We start from the raw sequence: 19516 nt of genomic DNA on the forward strand, positions 1-19516 counted from the left end.
AAAAATCATTTTGACTAACTCCTTTTCTTTAAAATGTAGTAAACTAAAAGCAGAATAAAAGAAAGCGTTTTAAAAGTGGTAAGGAGGAGAAAATTTGTATATTGCAGATAGTGCACGTTATGAAAAAATGGAATATCGTAAATCCGGTCATTCAGGTTTAAAATTACCAATTTTATCTCTCGGATTATGGCAAAATTTTGGAGATTATGATCCTATCCATAACCAAAGAGAGATTTTAAGAGGTGCTTTCGATATGGGAATTACCCATTTCGACCTTGCGAATAATTACGGAGGCCCTGCTGGAGCTGCAGAGAAAAACTTCGGGCGTATTTTTAGAGAAGACTTTCAAGCCTACCGTGATGAACTGATTATTTCTAGCAAAGCAGGTTATCATATGTGGGAAGGTCCATACGGAGAATGGGGCTCGCGTAAATCTATCATTTCAAGTTGTGATCAGAGTCTCCAAAGAATGGGGCTAGATTATGTTGACATCTTCTATCATCATCGTCCAGACCCTGATACACCTTTGGAAGAAACAGCAGAAGCATTGATGCAACTTGTAAGACAAGGAAAAGCATTATATATTGGTATATCCAACTATAATGGAGAAGACACCAAAAAAATGACTGAAATTTTAAAAAGAAAAGAAGCACCGTTCATTATTCATCAGATGCGCTACAATATGTTTTCTCGCGAACTACTAGAAGACGACTTATCTCCAGTATTAGAAGAAGAAGGGCTAGGAGCAATCACGTTCAGCCCGCTTGCCCAAGGTTTGCTGACAAATCGTTATCTGCATGGGATTCCTGAAGATTCTAGAGCACATCGTAAGGAAATACCATTCCTTTCAGAAGAACAAGTTGGATCAACTCTGGAAAAAATCAAAGCACTGCAGACAATCGCCGTATCACGAGGGCAATCATTAGCGCAAATGGCCCTTGCATGGAATTTGCGACAAAAATCTGTTACGAGTGTACTGGTTGGAGCAAGTCGGTTAAGTCAGTTACAAGAAAGTGTTCGAATGATGGATAATTTAGATTTCTCACCAGAAGAAGAATTGAAAATCGACCAAATTCTAGAATAGAAAAGATGTAATCAAATTTTTTATCCATCTATCAAAAAATGAACAAAAAATGTCATCAAGAATCGAATGAAGAACATCTATTATTGAACATCATACGTTTTGTCGTTCAAAATAAAAAGGATCGAAGGCTAGGAGTGAATTTTATCCTAGTCTTTTTTTATGGTAAATAGCTTCGTTTGTATATCCATGAACGGATGAATCGATTTTTTATACAAAAAATCATCAGACGATTCAAACGTGTTATAATAATTACGAAAAAATACATCAGATGAAAAGGAGGTATGTGGTTTGGAAGAAAATAAAACCCTAGTAGAAGTAACCACGGACAAGATCCTTAGATATTTAAAGGAAAAGCAGTTGCAAGTAGGAGATAAGTTGCCGAATGAATATGAGTTGTCCGATTATTTAGAGGTGGGACGCAGCACGGTGCGAGAAGCTGTCCGAGCGCTTGCTTCTAGGAATATTCTTGAAGTTCGGCAAGGGGCGGGGACATTCGTCAGTGATAAGCGAGGGATTGCTAATGATCCGCTCGGTTTTTCTTTGATTGAAGATCAGGACCGGATGATACGAGACTTGTTTGAGCTGAGATATTTATTGGAGCCAAAGATGGCAGGGTTAGCGGCGGAATATGCAACGAAAAATCAAATCAGCCGAATGAAAAGCTTAACGCAAAAGATTGAAACGTCTTTTCGAGAAGGTACACAAGATCATGTTCAATTAGACATCGATTTTCATACGACGATTGCAGAAGCTAGCGGAAACGTAGCGTTACTGCATATCATTCCGATCATTAATGAATCGATTGCTTTATTTAATAAAAATTATGATATCCAGCATTTGAAAATCGAGACGATCGATATCCATACAGAAATCGTTCAGGCTATCGAGAGGCGGAATGTACTTGCGGCATTTGATGCGATGACTGTCCATATGGCAATAAATCGGAGAGAATTACAGAAAATAATTGGGAAGAAAGAAACTAATTGACAGTTCATCTGATGTATTTTATGATAAATACATCAGATGAATTTTTGTTTTATATTTGGTAAAACGGACAAGCAAATAGTTTTTATTCACCGAAATGTAAGCGCTGACTAACAGGCAAAAAGAGATGACGGCAAGGAGAAGAAGTAGGAATGAGGGGATCTGGAATGAGTTTTATGGATAAATTAGCCAATGTTTTAGGGAATGTGGCAACGAGAATCAATAATTTAAGGTATATCATGGTGATAAAAAACGCATTTGCTGCATTGATTCCGGTAATTATTACGGGTGCTTTTGGCACGTTGTTTTCAGCAATGGTCTTTGATTCGGAAAATGGGTTAGCACAGATAAGTTTTTTGCGTTTTTTAGAAGAATTAAAACCTATCGCATCTGCCATCAGCTATGTCACACTAAGTTTCTTGACCATCTATGCTGTTTTTCTGATAGGGATCGAATTAGCAAAGCTGAATAAAGTGAATGGTGTATTCCCTGGTATCATCGCAGTGATGTCTTATTTATCTGTTAATCCAACTGTTTATGAATTAGTGAATGAAAATCAGACTGTTATAGTAGAAAACGTATTGGCTAAACAATATACAGATACGAAAGGGTTATTTTTGGGAATGTTGGTCTCCATCCTTTCCATTGAACTTTATTGCTGGTTGAGGAAACAGAAGAAACTACAGCTGAGAATGCCTGATACCGTGCCAACGAATGTTTCTGCCAGTTTTTCTGCGTTATTTCCCACGATTCTGACAGTATCAGGTATCGCGGCTGCGGGATTTATCATCAAAGAACTTACAGGGATGTACCTTTATGATATCATTTACAATATCGTACAACGCCCATTAGAAGGTGTCGTTCAAGGGCTACCTGGTATCTTGTTACTGATGTTTATTGCACAAGTCTTTTGGGTGATTGGTATCCATGGGAATCAAATGGTGAAACCAATTCGAGAACCGTTGCTTTTAGCGGCAATTGCTGTAAATACGGAAGCTTTTGAAGCTGGAAAAGAAGTACCAAACATTATCACTATGCCATTTTGGGATATGTATATGAGTATGGGCGGGTCTGGGGTCACGATAGGTCTACTGATAGCAGTATTGCTAGTGGGAAAACGAGAAGATATGAAACAAATCACCAAGTTATCTCTTGCTCCTGGGATCTTCAACATCAATGAACCAGTTATTTTTGGTATGCCGATCATGCTGAATCCTATTTTAGCTATCCCGTTTATCTTAACGCCGCTTGTTACAGGAACGATCGGTTATTTTGCAACCGCTTTAGGATTTGCGGCAAAAGCAGTTGTAATGGTTCCTTGGCCGATGCCGCCGATTGTCAATGCTTATCTGGCCACAGCAGGAAATATCGGTGCAGTTATTACGCAACTTGTTTGTATTGTTGTTTCTATTTTGATTTATCTGCCATTCGTAAAAGTAGCAAATCGTGTGGAAAATGATGGGATCTAAAAAAACAGGAGGAAATCATGAAAATTACTATTCCAGAAAATTTTATTCTTGGTGCAGCATCTTCTGCTTGGCAAACGGAAGGTTGGAAAGGAAAAAAAGAAGGACAGGATTCGTTTATAGATAGCTGGTATAAAAATGAACATTTTGTTTGGCATGATGGGTATGGTCCAGCCGTAGCAACTAATTTTATGGAGCAGTACCAACAGGATATAGATTTGATGAAATCCATCCATCTGACACATTATCGGACTTCTATCAATTGGGCTCGTTTTTTCACTGATTACGAGAATTGTATAGTAGATGAAGAATATGCTCAGCATATAAGTGAAATGATCGACTCTTTGATCGAAGCAGACGTAGAACCGATGATTTGTTTAGAACACTACGAAGTCCCTGCTTTTCTTTTGGAAAAATATGATGGTTGGTCTTCAAGAAAAGTGGTTGATTTTTATGCTAAGTACGCAAAGATTGCTTTTGATCGTTACGGTGACAGGGTAAAAAACTGGTTTACATTCAACGAACCAATCGTTCCCCAAACGCGTTGCTATTTGGATGCTGTTCGCTGGCCGCATGAACAAAACACAAAAAAATGGATGATGTGGAATTATCACAAAGTTTTAGCAACGGCTAAAGCTGTAGAAATTTACCATAGTGGCAATTATGGCGGAAGGATTGGCTGTATTTTAAATCCTGAGATGGTCTATGCTCGTTCCAGTTCTCCAGAAGATCAAAAAGCTGCTTATATGTATGATCTGTTTTATAATCGAGTATTTTTTGATCCGATGGTAAAAGGATACTACACAGAAGAGTTCCTGGAGTTGTGTCGAAAACAATCGATTTATTTTGATCCTGCAACAGAGGATTTAGAAACGATCCAACATCATACAGTAGATTTCCTTGGAATCAATCAATATTACCCTAAACGCGTTCGTGCTCCTCGTTATCAATGGAATGAAGAGACACCGTTTCATCCAGAACGATATTATGAAGTCTTTGATTTACCTGGAAAGAAAATGAACAATTCCAGAGGGTGGGAGATCTATCCAAAAATCATGTATGATATAGCTATGTATCTAAAAGAAAATTATCGTAATATTCCTTGGCTGATAACAGAAAACGGTATGGGAAGAGAACATGAAGAACAGTATATGGATGAGAAAGGGATCGTGCAAGATGACTATCGTATCGAATTTATCGGACAGCATTTGCGTTATTTGATCAAAGCAGCAGAAGAAGGTGCCAATTGCGAAGGTTATATGCTATGGGCATTCACTGACTGTGTTTCACCAATGAATGCATTTAAGAATCGATATGGATTAGTTCGAATCGAATTGAACGATGAACGAAGCAGAACACTGAAAAAGTCTGCTTCATGGTATCAGTCTCTGATTGATAAGAGAGAATTAAGCTTACCTGATGAAGCCTATAAATAACTAGAATTTTTTCGAAGATATTGATTCTATTTGCTGGTTATTTGAAATAAAAGAGGTTGTGAAAGAAGCATTTTAACCTCTTATTCAAAAAAGTTGTGACAAAAGATTTGTCATAACTTTTTTTGTGCACGTTAAAAGAAATAAACACAATAAAAAAGAATTTGTGTGTTTAGTGTGCGCTTTCTTTTTTAGTGTGTATGCAACTTGGTATAGACCATAAACGTGATAATATCAACTTTTTAAAGCGCTTTTAAAGTTGGCACACTACTTGCTTTATATACAAGTGTAAGAATAGAAAGGAACGTGTTTAAAATGGAAAAGAGAACAATCATGCTTGTATGTTCAGCTGGAATGAGTACAAGCCTCCTAGTCACAAAAATGCAAAAGGCAGCAGAAGCAAAAGGAATGGAAGCAGATATCTTTGCTGTCTCTGCCTCAGATGCAGATAATCAACTAGAATCTAAAAATGTAGACGTTTTACTTTTAGGTCCGCAAGTACGTTTTATGCAAAATCAATTTGCTGAAAAGCTAGCACCTAAAGGCATTCCTTTAGATGTGATCAATATGGCTGACTATGGCATGATGAATGGTGAAAAAGTACTTGACCAAGCAGAAAAACTAATAAACAAATAATAAAAATATCGGAGGAAACAAGAAATGGAAGATCAAAAAAATCTAGAAGCCATCATGGGTCTGATTATGTTTGGCGGAAATGCAAAAAGCGATGCAATGGAAGCGATTGCTGCGGCGAAAAAAGGAGATTTTACTTTAGCAGAGGAAAAAATCAAAGATGCAGAGGAATCTTTAGTCCAAGCACATCACTCTCAAACAGAGATGCTGACGCAAGAAGCACAAGGAAACCACGTTGAAGTAACACTTTTGACAGTTCACAGTCAAGATCACCTGATGACATCTATTGCTTTTACAGATTTAGCAAAAGAGATCATTGATCTGTATCGTCGGTTGGACGCGTAATCCACAGTAAAGAAAAGAGGGAAGATTTATGGATAAATTTGTTGCATTTATGGAGAAACATTTTATACCTGTCGCATCAAAAATTGGTGCACAACGGCATTTAGTTGCGATTCGAGATTCATTTATGGTGAGTATGCCGTTAATGATTTTAGGAGCATTAGCAGTAATGATCAATAACTTACCGATTCCCGGTTTCCAAGAATTGATGAATTCAATTTTTGGCGGTGAATCATGGAAAGGATTCGGGGCTGCAGCTTGGAACGGCACATTTGCCATTCTTTCTGTCTTGATTGCTTTCTTACTTGCGTATCATTTAGCTAACGGCTACCGAAAAGACGGTGTTTCCGCAGGTGTGATTTCTTTAGGCTCTTTCTTTGCTTTAGGCGGAGCATTAGGTATGAGCTCAAACGGTTTGTTTATTGCTATTATTGTTGGGATTATTTCAACAGAAATCTTTGTACGTTTAAGCGGAAATGAAAAATTGATCATCAAAATGCCTGATGGTGTGCCACCAGCAGTTGCGAAAGCATTTGCTTCATTACTGCCAGCAATGATCACTATCTCTGCCTTTGCTTTAGTTGCTGCAATTTTTGCTGCATTTGGGGTTGATGATATCGTGGGTTCATTCTATACAGTGGTCCAAGAACCATTTATGGGACTTGCGAACTCTTATCCATCTGCATTATTGCTTGCATTTATCACCCCATTCTTATGGTTTTTTGGTTTACACGGGGCGAATATGGTCGATCCTTTGATGCAAACGATCAATGCGCCAGCAATCGAAGCAAATGTCAATGCGATCGCAGCTGGACATAGCGCGCCATTTATCGTGAACAAACCTTTCTTCGACAGCTTTGTCAATTTAGGAGGAACAGGTGCAACATTAGGTTTACTGTTAGCTATTTATTTAGTAGGACGTAAAAACAAACCATATATGGTTGTAACAAACTTGTCGATTGCGCCAGGTGTTTTCAATATCAATGAACCAACGATGTTTGGTTTACCAATCGTATTGAATCCAATTATGTTCATTCCATTTATTTTGACACCAATGGTTTTAGTTAGTGTTGCGTACTTTGCGACTTCTACAGGTTTAGTGCCAGCAGCTACCGTTATGCCACCATGGGTAACGCCACCAATTATTGGCGGTGTATTGGCAACGAAGAGTATTGCAGGTGGTGTACTGGCCGCTGTCAATCTGATCCTTTCTATTTTGATCTATCTGCCGTTCGTCAAGGTAGCTACGATCCAAGAAAGAAGAAAAGAAGCTTTGGATGCTTAATGAATAAAGAAAGCAGAACCGGTTATCTGGTTCTGCTTTTTTTATGAAAACAAGTAATTTAAAACTTAGGATCGAATAATGAATGAGAAAATCGAGGTATATTTGTCTTGGAATTTGTGTATAAATAAAAAATCCCATTCATTCAAAAAAATCGAGCGATTGAAAAGCTATTTGAAATACAAGGTGCTATAATAGACCAAATATGAATGGGAGAGAGTACAAATGGAGAGAAGAACAGTCATAAAATTGCGGGATCGACCGACGTTGATAAAAGAAACAGCCGAATGGTTTGCTTCAAAATGGCATCTGCCAGTTGCTGTTTATGAAGAAAGTATCCAAGCAAGCACGAGAAAAAATGCATCGGTTCCGCAATGGTATGTGGTGTTGGATGAGTGGGGAGAGATTATTGCAGGTGCAGGTGTTGTTGACAATGATTTTCATGATCGAGTAGATTTGACTCCAAATGTCTGTGCGCTGTTTGTTGAAAAAGACTACCGAAACCAACGGATTGCCAAAATGATTTTAGAAACGATCAAGCAAGACTTTGCAGAAATGGGCGTAAAGATGCTTTATCTTGTGACGGACCATACGGATTTTTATGAAAAATACAATTGGCAATTTATCGGGATGGCTCAGGATAATGAAGGAATTCCTGTGCGAGTGTACCAAATGCCGCTGTAAGAGTAGGTACATGAAACAGCATATAGAGAAGGAAACGGAAAAATTGTTCTATACTTAGAAATTTTTTCGAATCGCAGTATGCGAAATATGCACAACACAAGAATAACAAAAAAGCATGGAGAAGGCTAAACGGCCTTCCCATGCTTTTTCCTTGTTCTTTTCTCGTCGTAAATAAAAATGTTCCTAACGATTCTGAGAATAGGACGAATCGTCAAGAAAATAGCACCAGCCAAATAAAAATAGGTGCCATATCGATCGGGGATTTTAGTTAAGGAAGCAAGGCTTCCAAAAATATAGAAAATCCCGGTTAATAAATCGACAGCTAGTGAGATCAATGTGTAACGGTTTTGGAAATAGAAGCGGAAGCGACGCCCTCGTATTTCGATATCTTCTTCTTTTCCTATTTCAATCTCATGGGTATTTCGTTTGATTTTGGGCATAAAGAAAATCACCTGTATTTTTTACTGATTTCAAGGTTTCAAAACAACTTTTATATTTTTATCTTCTTTTTTGTCAAAGATCTCATATGCTTGTGCTGCTTCTTCTAGTGGTAGCGAATGAGTAATGATCTGTGTAGGATCAAATAGTCCTTCTGCAATCATTTCGTAGATTTTCGGCATCAGATGGATAATGGGTGCCTGTCCATGTTTGACCGCAATATCTCGCATGAAAAACTCTTGAAGCGGGTAAGAAGAAGCTGGCGTCATATACACACCAGTTACTTGGACGGTTCCGAATTTTTTGACAGCTTGCGAAGCCATCTGTAAAGGCGAAATCGTGCCGCTTTGTAGGCTCACCAAATTTTTTGCTTTTTCTTTTACAGGCTCTAACCCGTCCATTCCTACACAATCGATGATGACATCGGCACCACCTTTAGCCAACTCATATAATTCCGTTCCAGCTTGTGCTGTGTCTTCTAAGAAATAAGTTTCCACGCCGTTGTAATTAGCCGCTTTATCTAAACGATGTTGTACTGGATCCACTGCAATCACGCGCTCTGCTCCAGCCATTACAGCGAATTTTTGAGCAAATAGACCGACTGGACCAGATCCTAGAATCACAACTGTATCGCCTTTTTTTACGCCTGCATTTTCAACGCTCCAATAAGCTGTAGGCAAAATATCTGATAGAAACAAAACTTTTTCATCAGGAAGATTATTATCTGGAACGACAAACGAAGTAGAGTCTGCATAAGGTACTCTTAGGTATTCTGCTTGCCCACCCCAATGATTGCCATTCAACTTGCCAAATCCGAAAAGCCCACCATATAACTGATCTGGATTTGATTCATCACATTGGCTTTCCATGTGATTCAGGCAGAAATGACAATGACCACAACTGATATTAAAAGGGATAACCACTCGTTGCCCTTTTTTCAATGTTTGAACTTGTGATCCTACTTCTTCAACGATTCCCATAGGTTCGTGACCTACAACATACCCTTTTTCCAAAACTGCTTCACCATGATGGTAAAGATGCAGATCGGATCCGCAAATGGCGGTTGCTGTGATACGGATGATTGCGTCTGTTGGTTCTAATATTCTTGGATCATCTACGTTTCTGATTTCCATTTTTTGTTTTCCTTGCCAAGTGACTGCTTTCATTGGAGATGCTCCTTTCAGATTCACAAAATTGTCTGCATTATTGGTACTACAGATAGTTTCATTCTAAAGGAGTTCTTATCTTTTTGATAATGAAACGCTTTTTTCTCAAAATAAAAATCCTCAAAAAAGCAAGAGTTCCAAATTTTTTTTTTATTAGAAAAAGAAGGTGTGTGCCTTCATTGTATCCTTACGTACAGTAAAGTATAGTTGAACTATTGAATCATTTTAACTATTTAAACAATAACCAATCATCATTCGTTTCAGTGAAAAAACAAATACGAGGAGGCGTAATGAAACAAATTCAAAATAAATGGAATAAACGGATCATTGTTATGATTAGTTCTGTCTGCCTGTTTTGCCTGACTGTTATGCTTTGTTTAATAAGCACCTTGGCAAATCAACATTTTATGTTAGAGCAAAACATGCAATCGGACTATGCGAAAAAAGTAGCTGCTGAGATCAATCAAGAGATCCAAAGCTATCATTATGAGATTGGAGCTCCGGCTGAAGCATTGGAAAAGATTGTTTCTGAAGAACTAGTACAAAAAAATATCGAGCTTTTCATCCGCAACAGATATGAAAAAGAACCAGTAGAACTGATCGGAGAAAAGGAAGTAGAAGAAAAGCTCCAAGAGATAATCAATACATACAAACAAGAAGAAGCAGAGGATGATCCATTTGCTAGTGAAGAAAACAATTTACTCATCTATATGACTTCTGGGATTTTTCGACGAGGAATACAATCAATTTATTTGATGTCGTTCATCGATCAGATATTGACGATACGAGAGCGAATGGTTTCTTTTCTTCCAGTGATTAGTAGTATCTTACTTGTATTGCTGAGCGGAGTGTTTTATTTATACAGAATGTCTTGGAAAAAAGTTCTTTGGTCATTTGCAGTGGTGATTGGAGGAGCAGGCTTCCAATTATTAAGTCTGTCAGTCAGTCTCTATTTGTACGATATGACCAGTCAGTTAGATATTCGAACCCAAGCACTGCAACATTTGTTAGACACATATATTTTGTCATTCATCCAATTTTTTAGTGTAGTGGCAATCGTTGAAGTAGTGATAGCAGCTGGATTATGGTGGATTGGCAAGAGAGTGAATACTGAAAAAATGGTTTTTTCAAAAAGAAACGAATATAAATAACAAGAGGTTGTGACATGAAATCTGTCACAACCTCTTGTTATGAATAAACGGTGTTCCCCTACCAACTCCTCGGTCACAAGTCACAATATTCATAAAACATAGGAAGCTATTTTTTGAAATTGTTCCTTGTGACTCGGAGCTGAACGGTAGGCTCACAACCTCTTGGTAAACGGTGTTCAAAAGCCAGTTTCTCGGTATTAAGCCAAATTTATGCAAAAATGTAGAAAGCCATTTCCCAAAAATTTTTCTTAATACTCGAAACTAAACGACTTTTTCACAACCTCCTGATTATTCAAACATTTTTTTTGCGGCACGAGCTAGAGTAGGGATGTCTTTGTCGTAACGCGGTGTTTTGACAAGACGGGACATAGGGATGCCCGCAAAATGGAAAGCAGCGATTTCTCCAGAACGTACAGCACTTTGTTCAGTAAAGATCATCTGATAAGGCTGCTCAACAAATTCTCCTGTAAAGGCCAGATTGGTTGAATGTTTAGGAATGACTTTTGGTCGATCACTTTTTGCACGGTTATTAAATAATGCGGAAGCATAAGGCATATAGACAGGGATATTATTTATTACGCTGTCGAAAATCTCTGTTTCTTTTTCACGAATATTCACTGGTCCAGGATCTACTTTTGAAAGTTGTCCAATCAGTTCTTCCAACATTTCTTTTCCGTTCATCTTAATATACTGTTTATCCACAAATTCGCCACGTCGTCTTGGATAAAGGAAATAACCCCAAATAACTGTTTCATTTGGTTTTTGAGACGTAAAATGCGGTTGATGATGCACGACGATAGACATATTGACATCTTTTTGGCCTAACGACGTGATCGGTGTGGTTGAAATAAATGAATTCAAGGCATTTCCTGGTTCTTGAGTCGTGATACGGGTGATTTCATTCAACAACAAATGGTTTTTCGTCGTCAGGGTAAAGCTGACCCATTCGCTCGCATCTCGATCCGCGAAAAATTTATCGGGATTTCCTAAGTTATAGAAACGTTCGCTGGCTTTTTTCCAGAGACTAGAAGCTGCACCATAATCCATATTTTCTACAGCTGGTGTTTCGTAATCTCCCAAAGTAGCTGAATCTGTAATGGAACCATTCGTGAAAATGACCGCTGTATCTTCATCTACCGTGACATGTTCCTCTTCCTGAGTCAATGTATTGGTCATTTTCAAACCAGTCACAGTGATTTCATCTTGCATCGGTGTTTCTTTGAATTCCCAGTCAGTGACACGGCGGTTCAAAATGATTTTGCATCCTTGTTCTTTCAAGTACTCGATCAAAGGAAGCATGATACTTTCGTACTGATTGTAACGTGTTCGATTGACGCCCACTAAATGTTCGATTTGAGTGAATTCATAAATCATTTGATGCATATAGCGACGCAATTCTTGAGCAGAACTACGTGTTCTGAAAGCAAATGTTGTTTCCCACATAAACCAGAAGTTTGTTTCAAAAAAGTGTGGATCATCTTTGAAATATTCTTCGATAGTGATATTGTCTAGTTTTTCTTCTTCTGAATCAGGCATGGCAATCAGTTTAGTCAGAAGAATACGGTCCTTGTTGTTGAAGCCCAGTTTTCCGCCGTCAATGATCCCTTTACCACCTTCCATCAAACGTGCTTTGTCAAAGGTACGGTGTTTTGCATCAAAATCTCTTGTATCTTCTTCAGCAGTCATTCCTGGCTCAGTAACAGAAGGTATTCGACTTAATAGATCCATCAAATCTACATAGGTACGGTAATTAAGCATACGACCGCCTCGAGCAATATAGCCTTTTTGGTTTTCTAATGGATGATTTTTATTCCAATATTCATCCACTACAGTGTCGGTCGGTGCACCATCATTTGAACCGTGATCATCCAATGAATAAAAGGTAATCTGATCCCCTTTCCATTTGCCTTCTTGAATCAAATAAACAGCCGCTGCCATATTGGCAATACCGGCACCAATCATTATTGCTTTACTTTTTCTCATTGTGATTCCTCCAATGTCTTCCAAGTATGTCCGTAGTGATTCAACGAAATAGGATGCTAGATGGATTCAAATTCATCATATAAATGACTGTCATCTTCGAATAGCCCTGTTTTTTTTCCTAGATATGCAGCGCCAAGGGCAAGCAAACCTAAACCGATGCCGACTTTGATTAATTTTTTACTCATGAAAAACGCCTCCTTGTTTTCTCTTTCTATATCCAAGGATAGTTCGTTTTTATGAGAATGCCAAATGATAGGGTGAGAAGAAAAAGGAAATTTTGACAAAAAAGAAGAAGTGTCTGAATGCCGTGTAAGAAAACAAGAAAATGGAAGAAGGAAAAAAGTAGAAAAAGACGTACAAAAAATAACAATAAATATTTTTGATGAATGATAAAACAACGTACAAAAAGTCTGAATAGCAGAAAAAAGTGAATCATATTAAAAAAATTATATGATATAATTTTAGTGAAAATGGTTTCCTGTCTGGCAAGAAGATGAAGGGATGATTTTGAAAAGCAAAGCACAAAAAAAGCGCCGAGAACAGCGCTGCTTTAAAAAAGCTGATGACGGACAAAGCCTTATTTTAACTTGCTATATTGATTTGAATGCTACCAATATATTTATTATAGCAAAAATCACAGCTTTTACAATAGGTGTTTTCGTTTTTTCAATTATGATGAGCTGTTGGATGAAAGGATGATTTAGCGCATGAAGAAAGAGTATACGATCGGATTAGATATCGGGACCAATTCCGTCGGGTGGTCCGTATTGACAGATGACTATCGACTGGTTTCCAAAAAGATGAAAGTAGCAGGAAATACAGAAAAGAGTAGCACGAAGAAAAACTTTTGGGGTGTTCGACTTTTTGACGAAGGCCAGACTGCCGAAGCAAGAAGAAGCAAGCGGACTGCGCGCAGGAGGTTAGCGAGACGCAGACAACGAATCCTTGAACTGCAAAAAATATTCGCACCAGAGATTTTAAAAATAGACGAACACTTTTTTGCTCGACTGAATGAAAGTTTTTTAGTCCCAGATGAAAAGAAACAGTCGAGACATCCGGTCTTTGCTACGATCAAGCAAGAAAAAAGCTACCATCAGACTTACCCGACGATCTATCATTTGAGACAAGCGCTAGCTGACTCTTCAGAGAAAGCGGACATCCGTCTCGTTTATTTAGCGATGGCTCATCTCTTGAAATATCGGGGACATTTTTTGATTGAGGGTGAATTAAATACGGAGAATTCTTCAGTGACAGAGACTTTTCGTCAATTTCTGAGCACATATAACCAGCAATTCAGCGAAGCAGGCGACAAACAAACAGAAAAATTAGACGAAGCGGTCGATTGTTCTTTCGTTTTTACAGAAAAGATGTCGAAAACAAAAAAAGCAGAAACGCTCCTGAAATATTTTCCTCATGAAAAATCCAATGGTTATCTCAGTCAATTTATAAAATTAATGGTAGGGAATCAGGGGAATTTCAAAAATGTATTTGGATTAGAAGAAGAAGCAAAACTGCAATTTTCAAAAGAAACATATGAAGAAGACCTTGAAGAATTGTTAGAGAAAATCGGAGATGATTACATCGATCTTTTTGTCCAAGCGAAAAATGTTTATGATGCTGTCTTGTTATCTGAGATTCTTTCTGACAGCACGAAAAATACACGAGCGAAGCTTTCAGCAGGGATGATCAGACGCTATGACGCACATAAAGAAGACTTGGTCCTTCTGAAACGATTTGTGAAAGAGAATCTGCCGAAGAAATATCGCGCCTTTTTTGGGGATAATTCAGTCAACGGATATGCAGGGTATATCGAAGGGCATGCGACACAAGAAGATTTCTATAAATTTGTCAAAAAAGAACTGACAGGTATCCGAGGCAGCGAGGTGTTCCTGACAAAGATCGAACAAGAGAATTTTTTGAGAAAACAGCGCACATTTGATAACGGTGTGATCCCGCATCAGATCCATTTGACCGAGCTGAGAGCAATTATTGCAAACCAGAAAAAGCATTATCCTTTTTTAAAAGAAGAACAAGAAAAGCTGGAAAGTTTATTGACCTTCAAGATACCGTATTATGTTGGTCCGTTAGCAAAAAAACAGGAAAATAGTCCATTTGCGTGGCTTATCAGAAAATCAGAGGAAAAGATCAAACCTTGGAACTTACCTGAAATAGTGGATATGGAGGGCTCTGCTGTCCGGTTTATCGAACGAATGATCAACACAGATATGTACATGCCACACAACAAGGTATTGCCAAAAAACAGCCTGTTGTATCAGAAATTTTCGATCTATAATGAGTTGACTAAAGTAAGATATCAAGACGAACGTGGTCAGATGAACTATTTTTCCAGCATAGAGAAGAAAGAAATCTTTCATGAATTGTTCGAAAAGAATCGAAAGGTAACCAAAAAAGATTTACAAGAATTCTTGTATTTGAAATACGATATCAAACACGCGGAACTGTCCGGCATCGAAAAAGCATTCAACGCTTCCTATACAACGTACCACGATTTTTTGACCATGAGTGAAAATAAAAGAGAAATGGAACAATGGCTGGAAGATCCTGAATTGGCATCAATGTTTGAAGAAATCATCAAAACGCTGACTGTTTTTGAGGATCGGGAAATGATTAAAACAAGGCTGAGTCATCATGAAGCGACTTTAGGTAAACACATAATCAAGAAACTTACAAAAAAACATTACACTGGTTGGGGTAGATTATCGAAAGAACTGATTCAAGGAATCCGAGACAAACAATCGAACAAAACAATCTTAGACTATTTGATCAATGATGACGATTTTCCTCATCATCGAAATCGTAACTTCATGCAGCTGATCAATGATGATAGTTTATCGTTCAAAAAAGAAATCAAAAAAGCACAAATGATCACAGACACAGAAAATCTGGAAGAAATCGTCAAAGAATTAACAGGCAGTCCGGCTATCAAAAAAGGTATCCTCCAAAGTTTGAAGATTGTAGATGAAATCGTTGGCATCATGGGCTATGAACCAGCAAACATCGTGGTCGAGATGGCCAGAGAAAATCAAACGACGGGCAGAGGACTCAAAAGTTCACGGCCGCGGTTGAAAGCTTTGGAAGAATCACTTAAAGATTTCGGCAGTCAATTGCTGAAAGAGTATCCGACCGATAACAGCTCCCTGCAAAAAGACCGATTATATCTCTATTATTTGCAGAATGGTCGAGATATGTATACAGGTGCGCCTTTAGATATCCATCGATTATCAGATTACGATATCGACCATATTATCCCAAGAAGCTTTACGACCGATAACTCAATCGATAACAAAGTTTTAGTTTCCTCAAAAGAAAATCGTCTGAAAAAAGACGATGTACCAAGTGAGAAAGTCGTGAAAAAAATGCGCAGTTTCTGGTACGACCTTTATTCGTCTAAGCTGATCAGTAAAAGAAAACTTGATAATCTGACAAAAATCAAATTGACGGAAGAAGACAAGGCAGGATTCATCAAACGGCAGTTGGTGGAAACGCGTCAGATTACCAAACACGTAGCCGGTATTTTACATCATCGGTTCAATAAAGCAGAAGACACAAATGAACCGATACGTAAAGTTCGGATCATCACGCTCAAATCTGCACTAGTCAGTCAATTCAGAAACCGTTTCGGGATCTATAAAGTACGTGAGATTAATGAATATCATCACGCACATGATGCATATCTGAACGGTGTGATCGCTCTTGCTCTTTTGAAGAAATATCCGCAACTAGCACCGGAATTCGTTTATGGCGAATATCTGAAGTTCAATGCGCATAAAGCAAACAAAGCGACGGTAAAAAAAGAATTTTATTCGAACATCATGAAATTTTTCGAAAGTGACACACCGGTTTGCGATGAAAATGGCGAGATTTTCTGGGACAAATCAAAAAGTATCGCACAGGTAAAAAAAGTCATCAATCACCACCATATGAATATCGTGAAAAAAACAGAAATTCAAAAAGGAGGCTTCTCAAAGGAAACAGTTGAGCCTAAAAAAGATTCTTCTAAGCTGTTACCTCGGAAAAACAACTGGGATCCAGCTAAATACGGCGGGTTAGGTAGCCCAAACGTTGCTTACACAGTCGCTTTCACTTATGAAAAAGGAAAAGCGCGCAAACGGACAAATGCGCTAGAAGGCATCACAATCATGGAGAGAGAAGCATTTGAACAATCCCCCGTTTTATTTTTGAAAAACAAAGGGTACGAACAGGCAGAAATTGAGATGAAATTGCCTAAGTACGCGCTATTTGAACTAGAAAACGGGCGTAAACGAATGGTCGCAAGCAATAAGGAAGCACAAAAAGCCAATTCATTTCTCTTGCCGGAGCATCTAGTCACACTTCTTTATCATGCAAAACAGTACGATGAGATTTCTCATAAAGAAAGTTTTGATTATGTGAATGAACACCACAAGGAGTTTTCAGAAGTGTTTGCCCGTGTCCTCGAATTTGCAGGGAAATATACCTTGGCAGAGAAAAATATTGAGAAACTGGAAAAAATTTACAAAGAAAACCAAACGGATGATCTAGCTAAACTAGCAAGTTCTTTTGTCAATCTCATGCAGTTCAATGCGATGGGCGCACCGGCTGATTTCAAATTTTTTGATGTGACGATCCCGCGAAAAAGGTACACTAGCTTGACTGAAATCTGGCAGTCAACGATTATTCATCAATCAATCACCGGATTATATGAAACTCGTATCAGGATGGGGAAATAAATGGGATGGCGCACAGTAGTGGTCAACACACATTCAAAATTAGCATACGTAAATAATCATTTGATTTTCAAAAATGCTGAAAAAACCGAACGTCTCCATCTGTCAGAAATTGATGTGCTGTTATTGGAAACCACAGATATCACTATCACAACGATGCTCTTGAAACGATTAGTCGATGAGAAAATACTCGTGTTGTTTTGTGATGACAAGCGACTTCCTGTTGCTAAGCTGTTGCCGTTCTACAGTAGACATGACAGCAGTTTGCAGTTAACGCGACAATTGGCGTGGTCTCCTGAAAAAAAGGGGCAGGTATGGACAGCAATTATTTCCCAGAAAATCCAGAACCAAAGCAATTTCTTGCAAAAGCAATTATTTACTGAAAAAGCAGAGTCAATACAAGAATTGCACGAAGGTTTACTTGAATTTGACCCAACGAATCGCGAAGGCCATGCTGCAAGAATCTATTTTCAAACATTGTTCGGCACGAAGTTTACTCGTGAAGAAAACAATGAGATCAATGCAGGATTAGATTACGGATATACACTGTTGTTGAGCATGTTTGCCCGAGAAATCGTCAAAAATGGTTGCATGACACAATTTGGATTGAAACATGCGAATCAATTCAATGATTTTAATTTGGCTAGTGATTTCATGGAACCATTCCGACCGGTCATAGACGAGATTGTTTATCGCTACCGCAACTGCGAATTTCCTGTGATCAAGCGGCGTTTGTTTGATTTATTTACCAATAAATACAGTTATGGAAAAAAAGAAATGTTTCTTACCAACATCGTATCGGATTATACGAGTAAAGTAATCAAAGTATTGAATAACGAGACGGAAGGAGTCCCTCAATTTCGGATATGAGTTATCGTTATATGAGAATGATTTTAATGTTTGATATGCCTACTGAAACAGCCGATGAACGAAAAGCATACAGGAAATTCAGAAAATTTTTATTGAGCGAAGGATTCATCATGCATCAGTTTTCCGTGTACAGTAAATTGTTGCTGAATCCTACAGCTAGCCAAGCGATGCTGAAACGATTAAAAAGCAATAACCCTAAAAAAGGATTTGTCACACTACTCACGGTAACGGAAAAACAATTCGCGCGTATGGTTTATTTGAGCGGGGAAAGAGATACAAGTGTGGCTAATTCGGATAAGCGAGTCATTTATCTAGGGGAGGACGAAGATGCTGAATCTTAATTTTCCATTATTGGAACAGCCTCTGTCACTGGAAAAAGCTACATTTTTAATCGTAGAAGATGTCACTGTGTTTGCAAAAATCGTGAAATGGTTCTATCAGTACAGTGAATCCCATGAACTAAAGCTGTTCAACGATAAATACAAAGAATTAAAAGAGTCAGATTTACTGATTATCACAGATGTTTTAGGTTTTGACATCAATTCGGCATCGACTTTAAAATTGATCTACGCAGATTTGGAGCGCCAGCTCAATGAAAAAGTAGAAGTGAAATCAATGATTGATAAACTGACAGCGACAATCAGTGAGCTGATCGGGTACGAGTTGTTGGATCACGAACTCGATTTAGAAGGAGACGAGATCACGGTCTTGGAATTATTCAAAGCATTGGGTATCAAGATCGAGACAAGAAGTGATACTATTTTTGAGAAATTACTTGAGTTGCTTCAGGTTTATAAATACTTGTCTAAGAAAAAATTATTGGTTTTGATCAATGTGTGTTCCTATCTCACGGAAGAAGAAATAAGCGAAGTGCAAGATTATATTTCGTTATATCATATGGAAGTGCTATTTGTAGAGCCGCGTTCGATCAAAGGGATAAAACAATTTGTCTTGGATAAAGACTATTTCTTGAACTTGGAAAACATGGTATAATGGTAAAAAAGAGAAGCGTTCAAAGCTGAAGTTTTGTTATGAACGAGTAGCGTGATTATGAAACATTGACGGAAAAATTTTTTCTGCGAGGTTTTAGAGCTATGCTGATTTGAATGCTTCCAAAACAATACCAACTGACGTAGCGCCAACTACAGAGTTTTAGAGCTATGCTGATTTGAATGCTTCCAAAACAATAACAAATAGTTGTTCAAACTCTTTCTTGTTTTAGAGCTATGCTGATTTGAATGCTTCCAAAACTGCCATGCTTTTTGCTTGTCAA

18 protein-coding genes and 1 CRISPR repeat array (1 of these 19 cut by a window edge) are annotated in these 19516 nt (G+C 38.1%); of the genes, 14 read left to right on the plus strand and 4 right to left on the minus strand.

The features are described 5' to 3' along the window. Nucleotides 1–127 precede the first annotated feature (127 nt). From A5849_RS02865 to A5849_RS02900, 8 genes are all read left to right on the plus strand, one after another. Nucleotides 128–1084, plus strand: coding sequence for an aldo/keto reductase (locus A5849_RS02865; RefSeq protein WP_002348342.1), 957 nt, complete (start codon nt 128–130; stop codon nt 1082–1084). A 288-nt stretch (nt 1085–1372) separates the two neighbouring features. Continuing rightward, nucleotides 1373–2071 carry a FadR/GntR family transcriptional regulator gene (locus tag A5849_RS02870; RefSeq protein WP_002310628.1) on the plus strand — a complete coding sequence of 233 codons (699 nt, stop codon included), beginning with the start codon at nt 1373–1375 and terminating at the stop codon, nt 2069–2071. Nucleotides 2072–2220: 149 nt separating this feature from the next. Further along, nucleotides 2221–3537 carry a PTS sugar transporter subunit IIC gene (locus A5849_RS02875; protein WP_002312687.1) on the plus strand — a complete coding sequence of 439 codons (1317 nt, stop codon included), beginning with the start codon at nt 2221–2223 and terminating at the stop codon, nt 3535–3537. 17 nt (nt 3538–3554) lie between these two features. After that, nucleotides 3555–4970 (plus strand): glycoside hydrolase family 1 protein, encoded by a 1416-nt coding sequence (locus A5849_RS02880; RefSeq protein ID WP_002310630.1) that lies wholly within the window; start codon nt 3555–3557, stop codon nt 4968–4970. Between the two features lie 312 nt (nt 4971–5282). Next, nucleotides 5283–5603 (plus strand): PTS sugar transporter subunit IIB, encoded by a 321-nt coding sequence (locus tag A5849_RS02885; RefSeq protein ID WP_002292494.1) that lies wholly within the window; start codon nt 5283–5285, stop codon nt 5601–5603. Nucleotides 5604–5627: 24 nt separating this feature from the next. After that, nucleotides 5628–5945, plus strand: coding sequence for a PTS lactose/cellobiose transporter subunit IIA (locus tag A5849_RS02890; RefSeq protein WP_002310632.1), 318 nt, complete (start codon nt 5628–5630; stop codon nt 5943–5945). 28 nt (nt 5946–5973) lie between these two features. Then, nucleotides 5974–7227, plus strand: coding sequence for a PTS sugar transporter subunit IIC (locus A5849_RS02895; protein ID WP_002310633.1), 1254 nt, complete (start codon nt 5974–5976; stop codon nt 7225–7227). A gap of 222 nt (nt 7228–7449) precedes the next feature. Continuing rightward, entirely contained in the window at nt 7450–7908 is a 459-nt protein-coding gene (locus A5849_RS02900) for a GNAT family N-acetyltransferase (RefSeq protein ID WP_002310634.1), read from the plus strand. A gap of 125 nt (nt 7909–8033) precedes the next feature. On the opposite strand, the gene A5849_RS02910 is transcribed toward A5849_RS02900, so the two are convergent. After that, complete coding sequence (locus A5849_RS02910; protein WP_002316627.1) at nt 8034–8348, minus strand: YrhK family protein; 315 nt, start codon at nt 8346–8348, stop codon at nt 8034–8036. Nucleotides 8349–8378: 30 nt separating this feature from the next. Further along, the gene (locus A5849_RS02915; RefSeq protein ID WP_002292500.1) at nt 8379–9512 is read right to left on the minus strand and encodes an alcohol dehydrogenase catalytic domain-containing protein; all 1134 of its coding nucleotides are present in this window, start codon (nt 9510–9512) and stop codon (nt 8379–8381) included. 290 nt (nt 9513–9802) lie between these two features. Between A5849_RS02915 and A5849_RS02920 the strand changes: the two genes are divergently transcribed. Continuing rightward, nucleotides 9803–10663 carry a hypothetical protein gene (locus A5849_RS02920; RefSeq protein WP_002320718.1) on the plus strand — a complete coding sequence of 287 codons (861 nt, stop codon included), beginning with the start codon at nt 9803–9805 and terminating at the stop codon, nt 10661–10663. Nucleotides 10664–10951: 288 nt separating this feature from the next. Here the strand turns inward: A5849_RS02920 and A5849_RS02930 are convergent, their stop codons facing one another. Further along, on the minus strand, nt 10952–12646 hold the full coding sequence (locus A5849_RS02930) for an oleate hydratase (protein WP_002310641.1): 1695 nt from the start codon (nt 12644–12646) through the stop codon (nt 10952–10954). A 56-nt stretch (nt 12647–12702) separates the two neighbouring features. After that, nucleotides 12703–12831: a hypothetical protein gene (locus A5849_RS02935; RefSeq protein ID WP_002287569.1), complete on the minus strand. Its 129-nt coding sequence runs from the start codon at nt 12829–12831 to the stop codon at nt 12703–12705. 316 nt (nt 12832–13147) lie between these two features. Between A5849_RS02935 and A5849_RS02940 the strand changes: the two genes are divergently transcribed. From A5849_RS02940 to csn2, 5 genes are read left to right on the plus strand one after another with little or no spacing between them, the layout of a single operon-like run. Beyond that, nucleotides 13148–13345, plus strand: a complete 198-nt coding sequence (locus tag A5849_RS02940) for a hypothetical protein (protein ID WP_002310643.1) — start codon at nt 13148–13150, stop codon at nt 13343–13345. Nucleotides 13346–13353: 8 nt separating this feature from the next. Beyond that, the gene (gene cas9, locus A5849_RS02945; protein ID WP_086309948.1) at nt 13354–17376 is read left to right on the plus strand and encodes a type II CRISPR RNA-guided endonuclease Cas9; all 4023 of its coding nucleotides are present in this window, start codon (nt 13354–13356) and stop codon (nt 17374–17376) included. Beyond that, complete coding sequence (gene cas1, locus A5849_RS02950) at nt 17377–18243, plus strand: type II CRISPR-associated endonuclease Cas1 (RefSeq protein WP_002310645.1); 867 nt, start codon at nt 17377–17379, stop codon at nt 18241–18243. Continuing rightward, entirely contained in the window at nt 18240–18584 is a 345-nt protein-coding gene (gene cas2 / locus A5849_RS02955) for a CRISPR-associated endonuclease Cas2 (protein ID WP_002310648.1), read from the plus strand. The genes cas1 and cas2 overlap by 4 nt, the downstream gene beginning before the upstream one ends. Then, the gene (gene csn2, locus A5849_RS02960; protein ID WP_025477066.1) at nt 18574–19236 is read left to right on the plus strand and encodes a type II-A CRISPR-associated protein Csn2; all 663 of its coding nucleotides are present in this window, start codon (nt 18574–18576) and stop codon (nt 19234–19236) included. Before cas2 ends, csn2 begins: the two co-directional genes overlap by 11 nt. A gap of 90 nt (nt 19237–19326) precedes the next feature. Continuing rightward, nucleotides 19327–19516: a CRISPR direct-repeat array (repeat unit 37 nt; unit sequence GTTTTAGAGCTATGCTGATTTGAATGCTTCCAAAACA) (it continues 177 nt past the right edge of the window).

Source organism: Enterococcus sp. 10F3_DIV0382, assembly GCF_002140245.1.
Lineage (GTDB): Bacteria > Bacillota > Bacilli > Lactobacillales > Enterococcaceae > Enterococcus_B > Enterococcus_B lactis.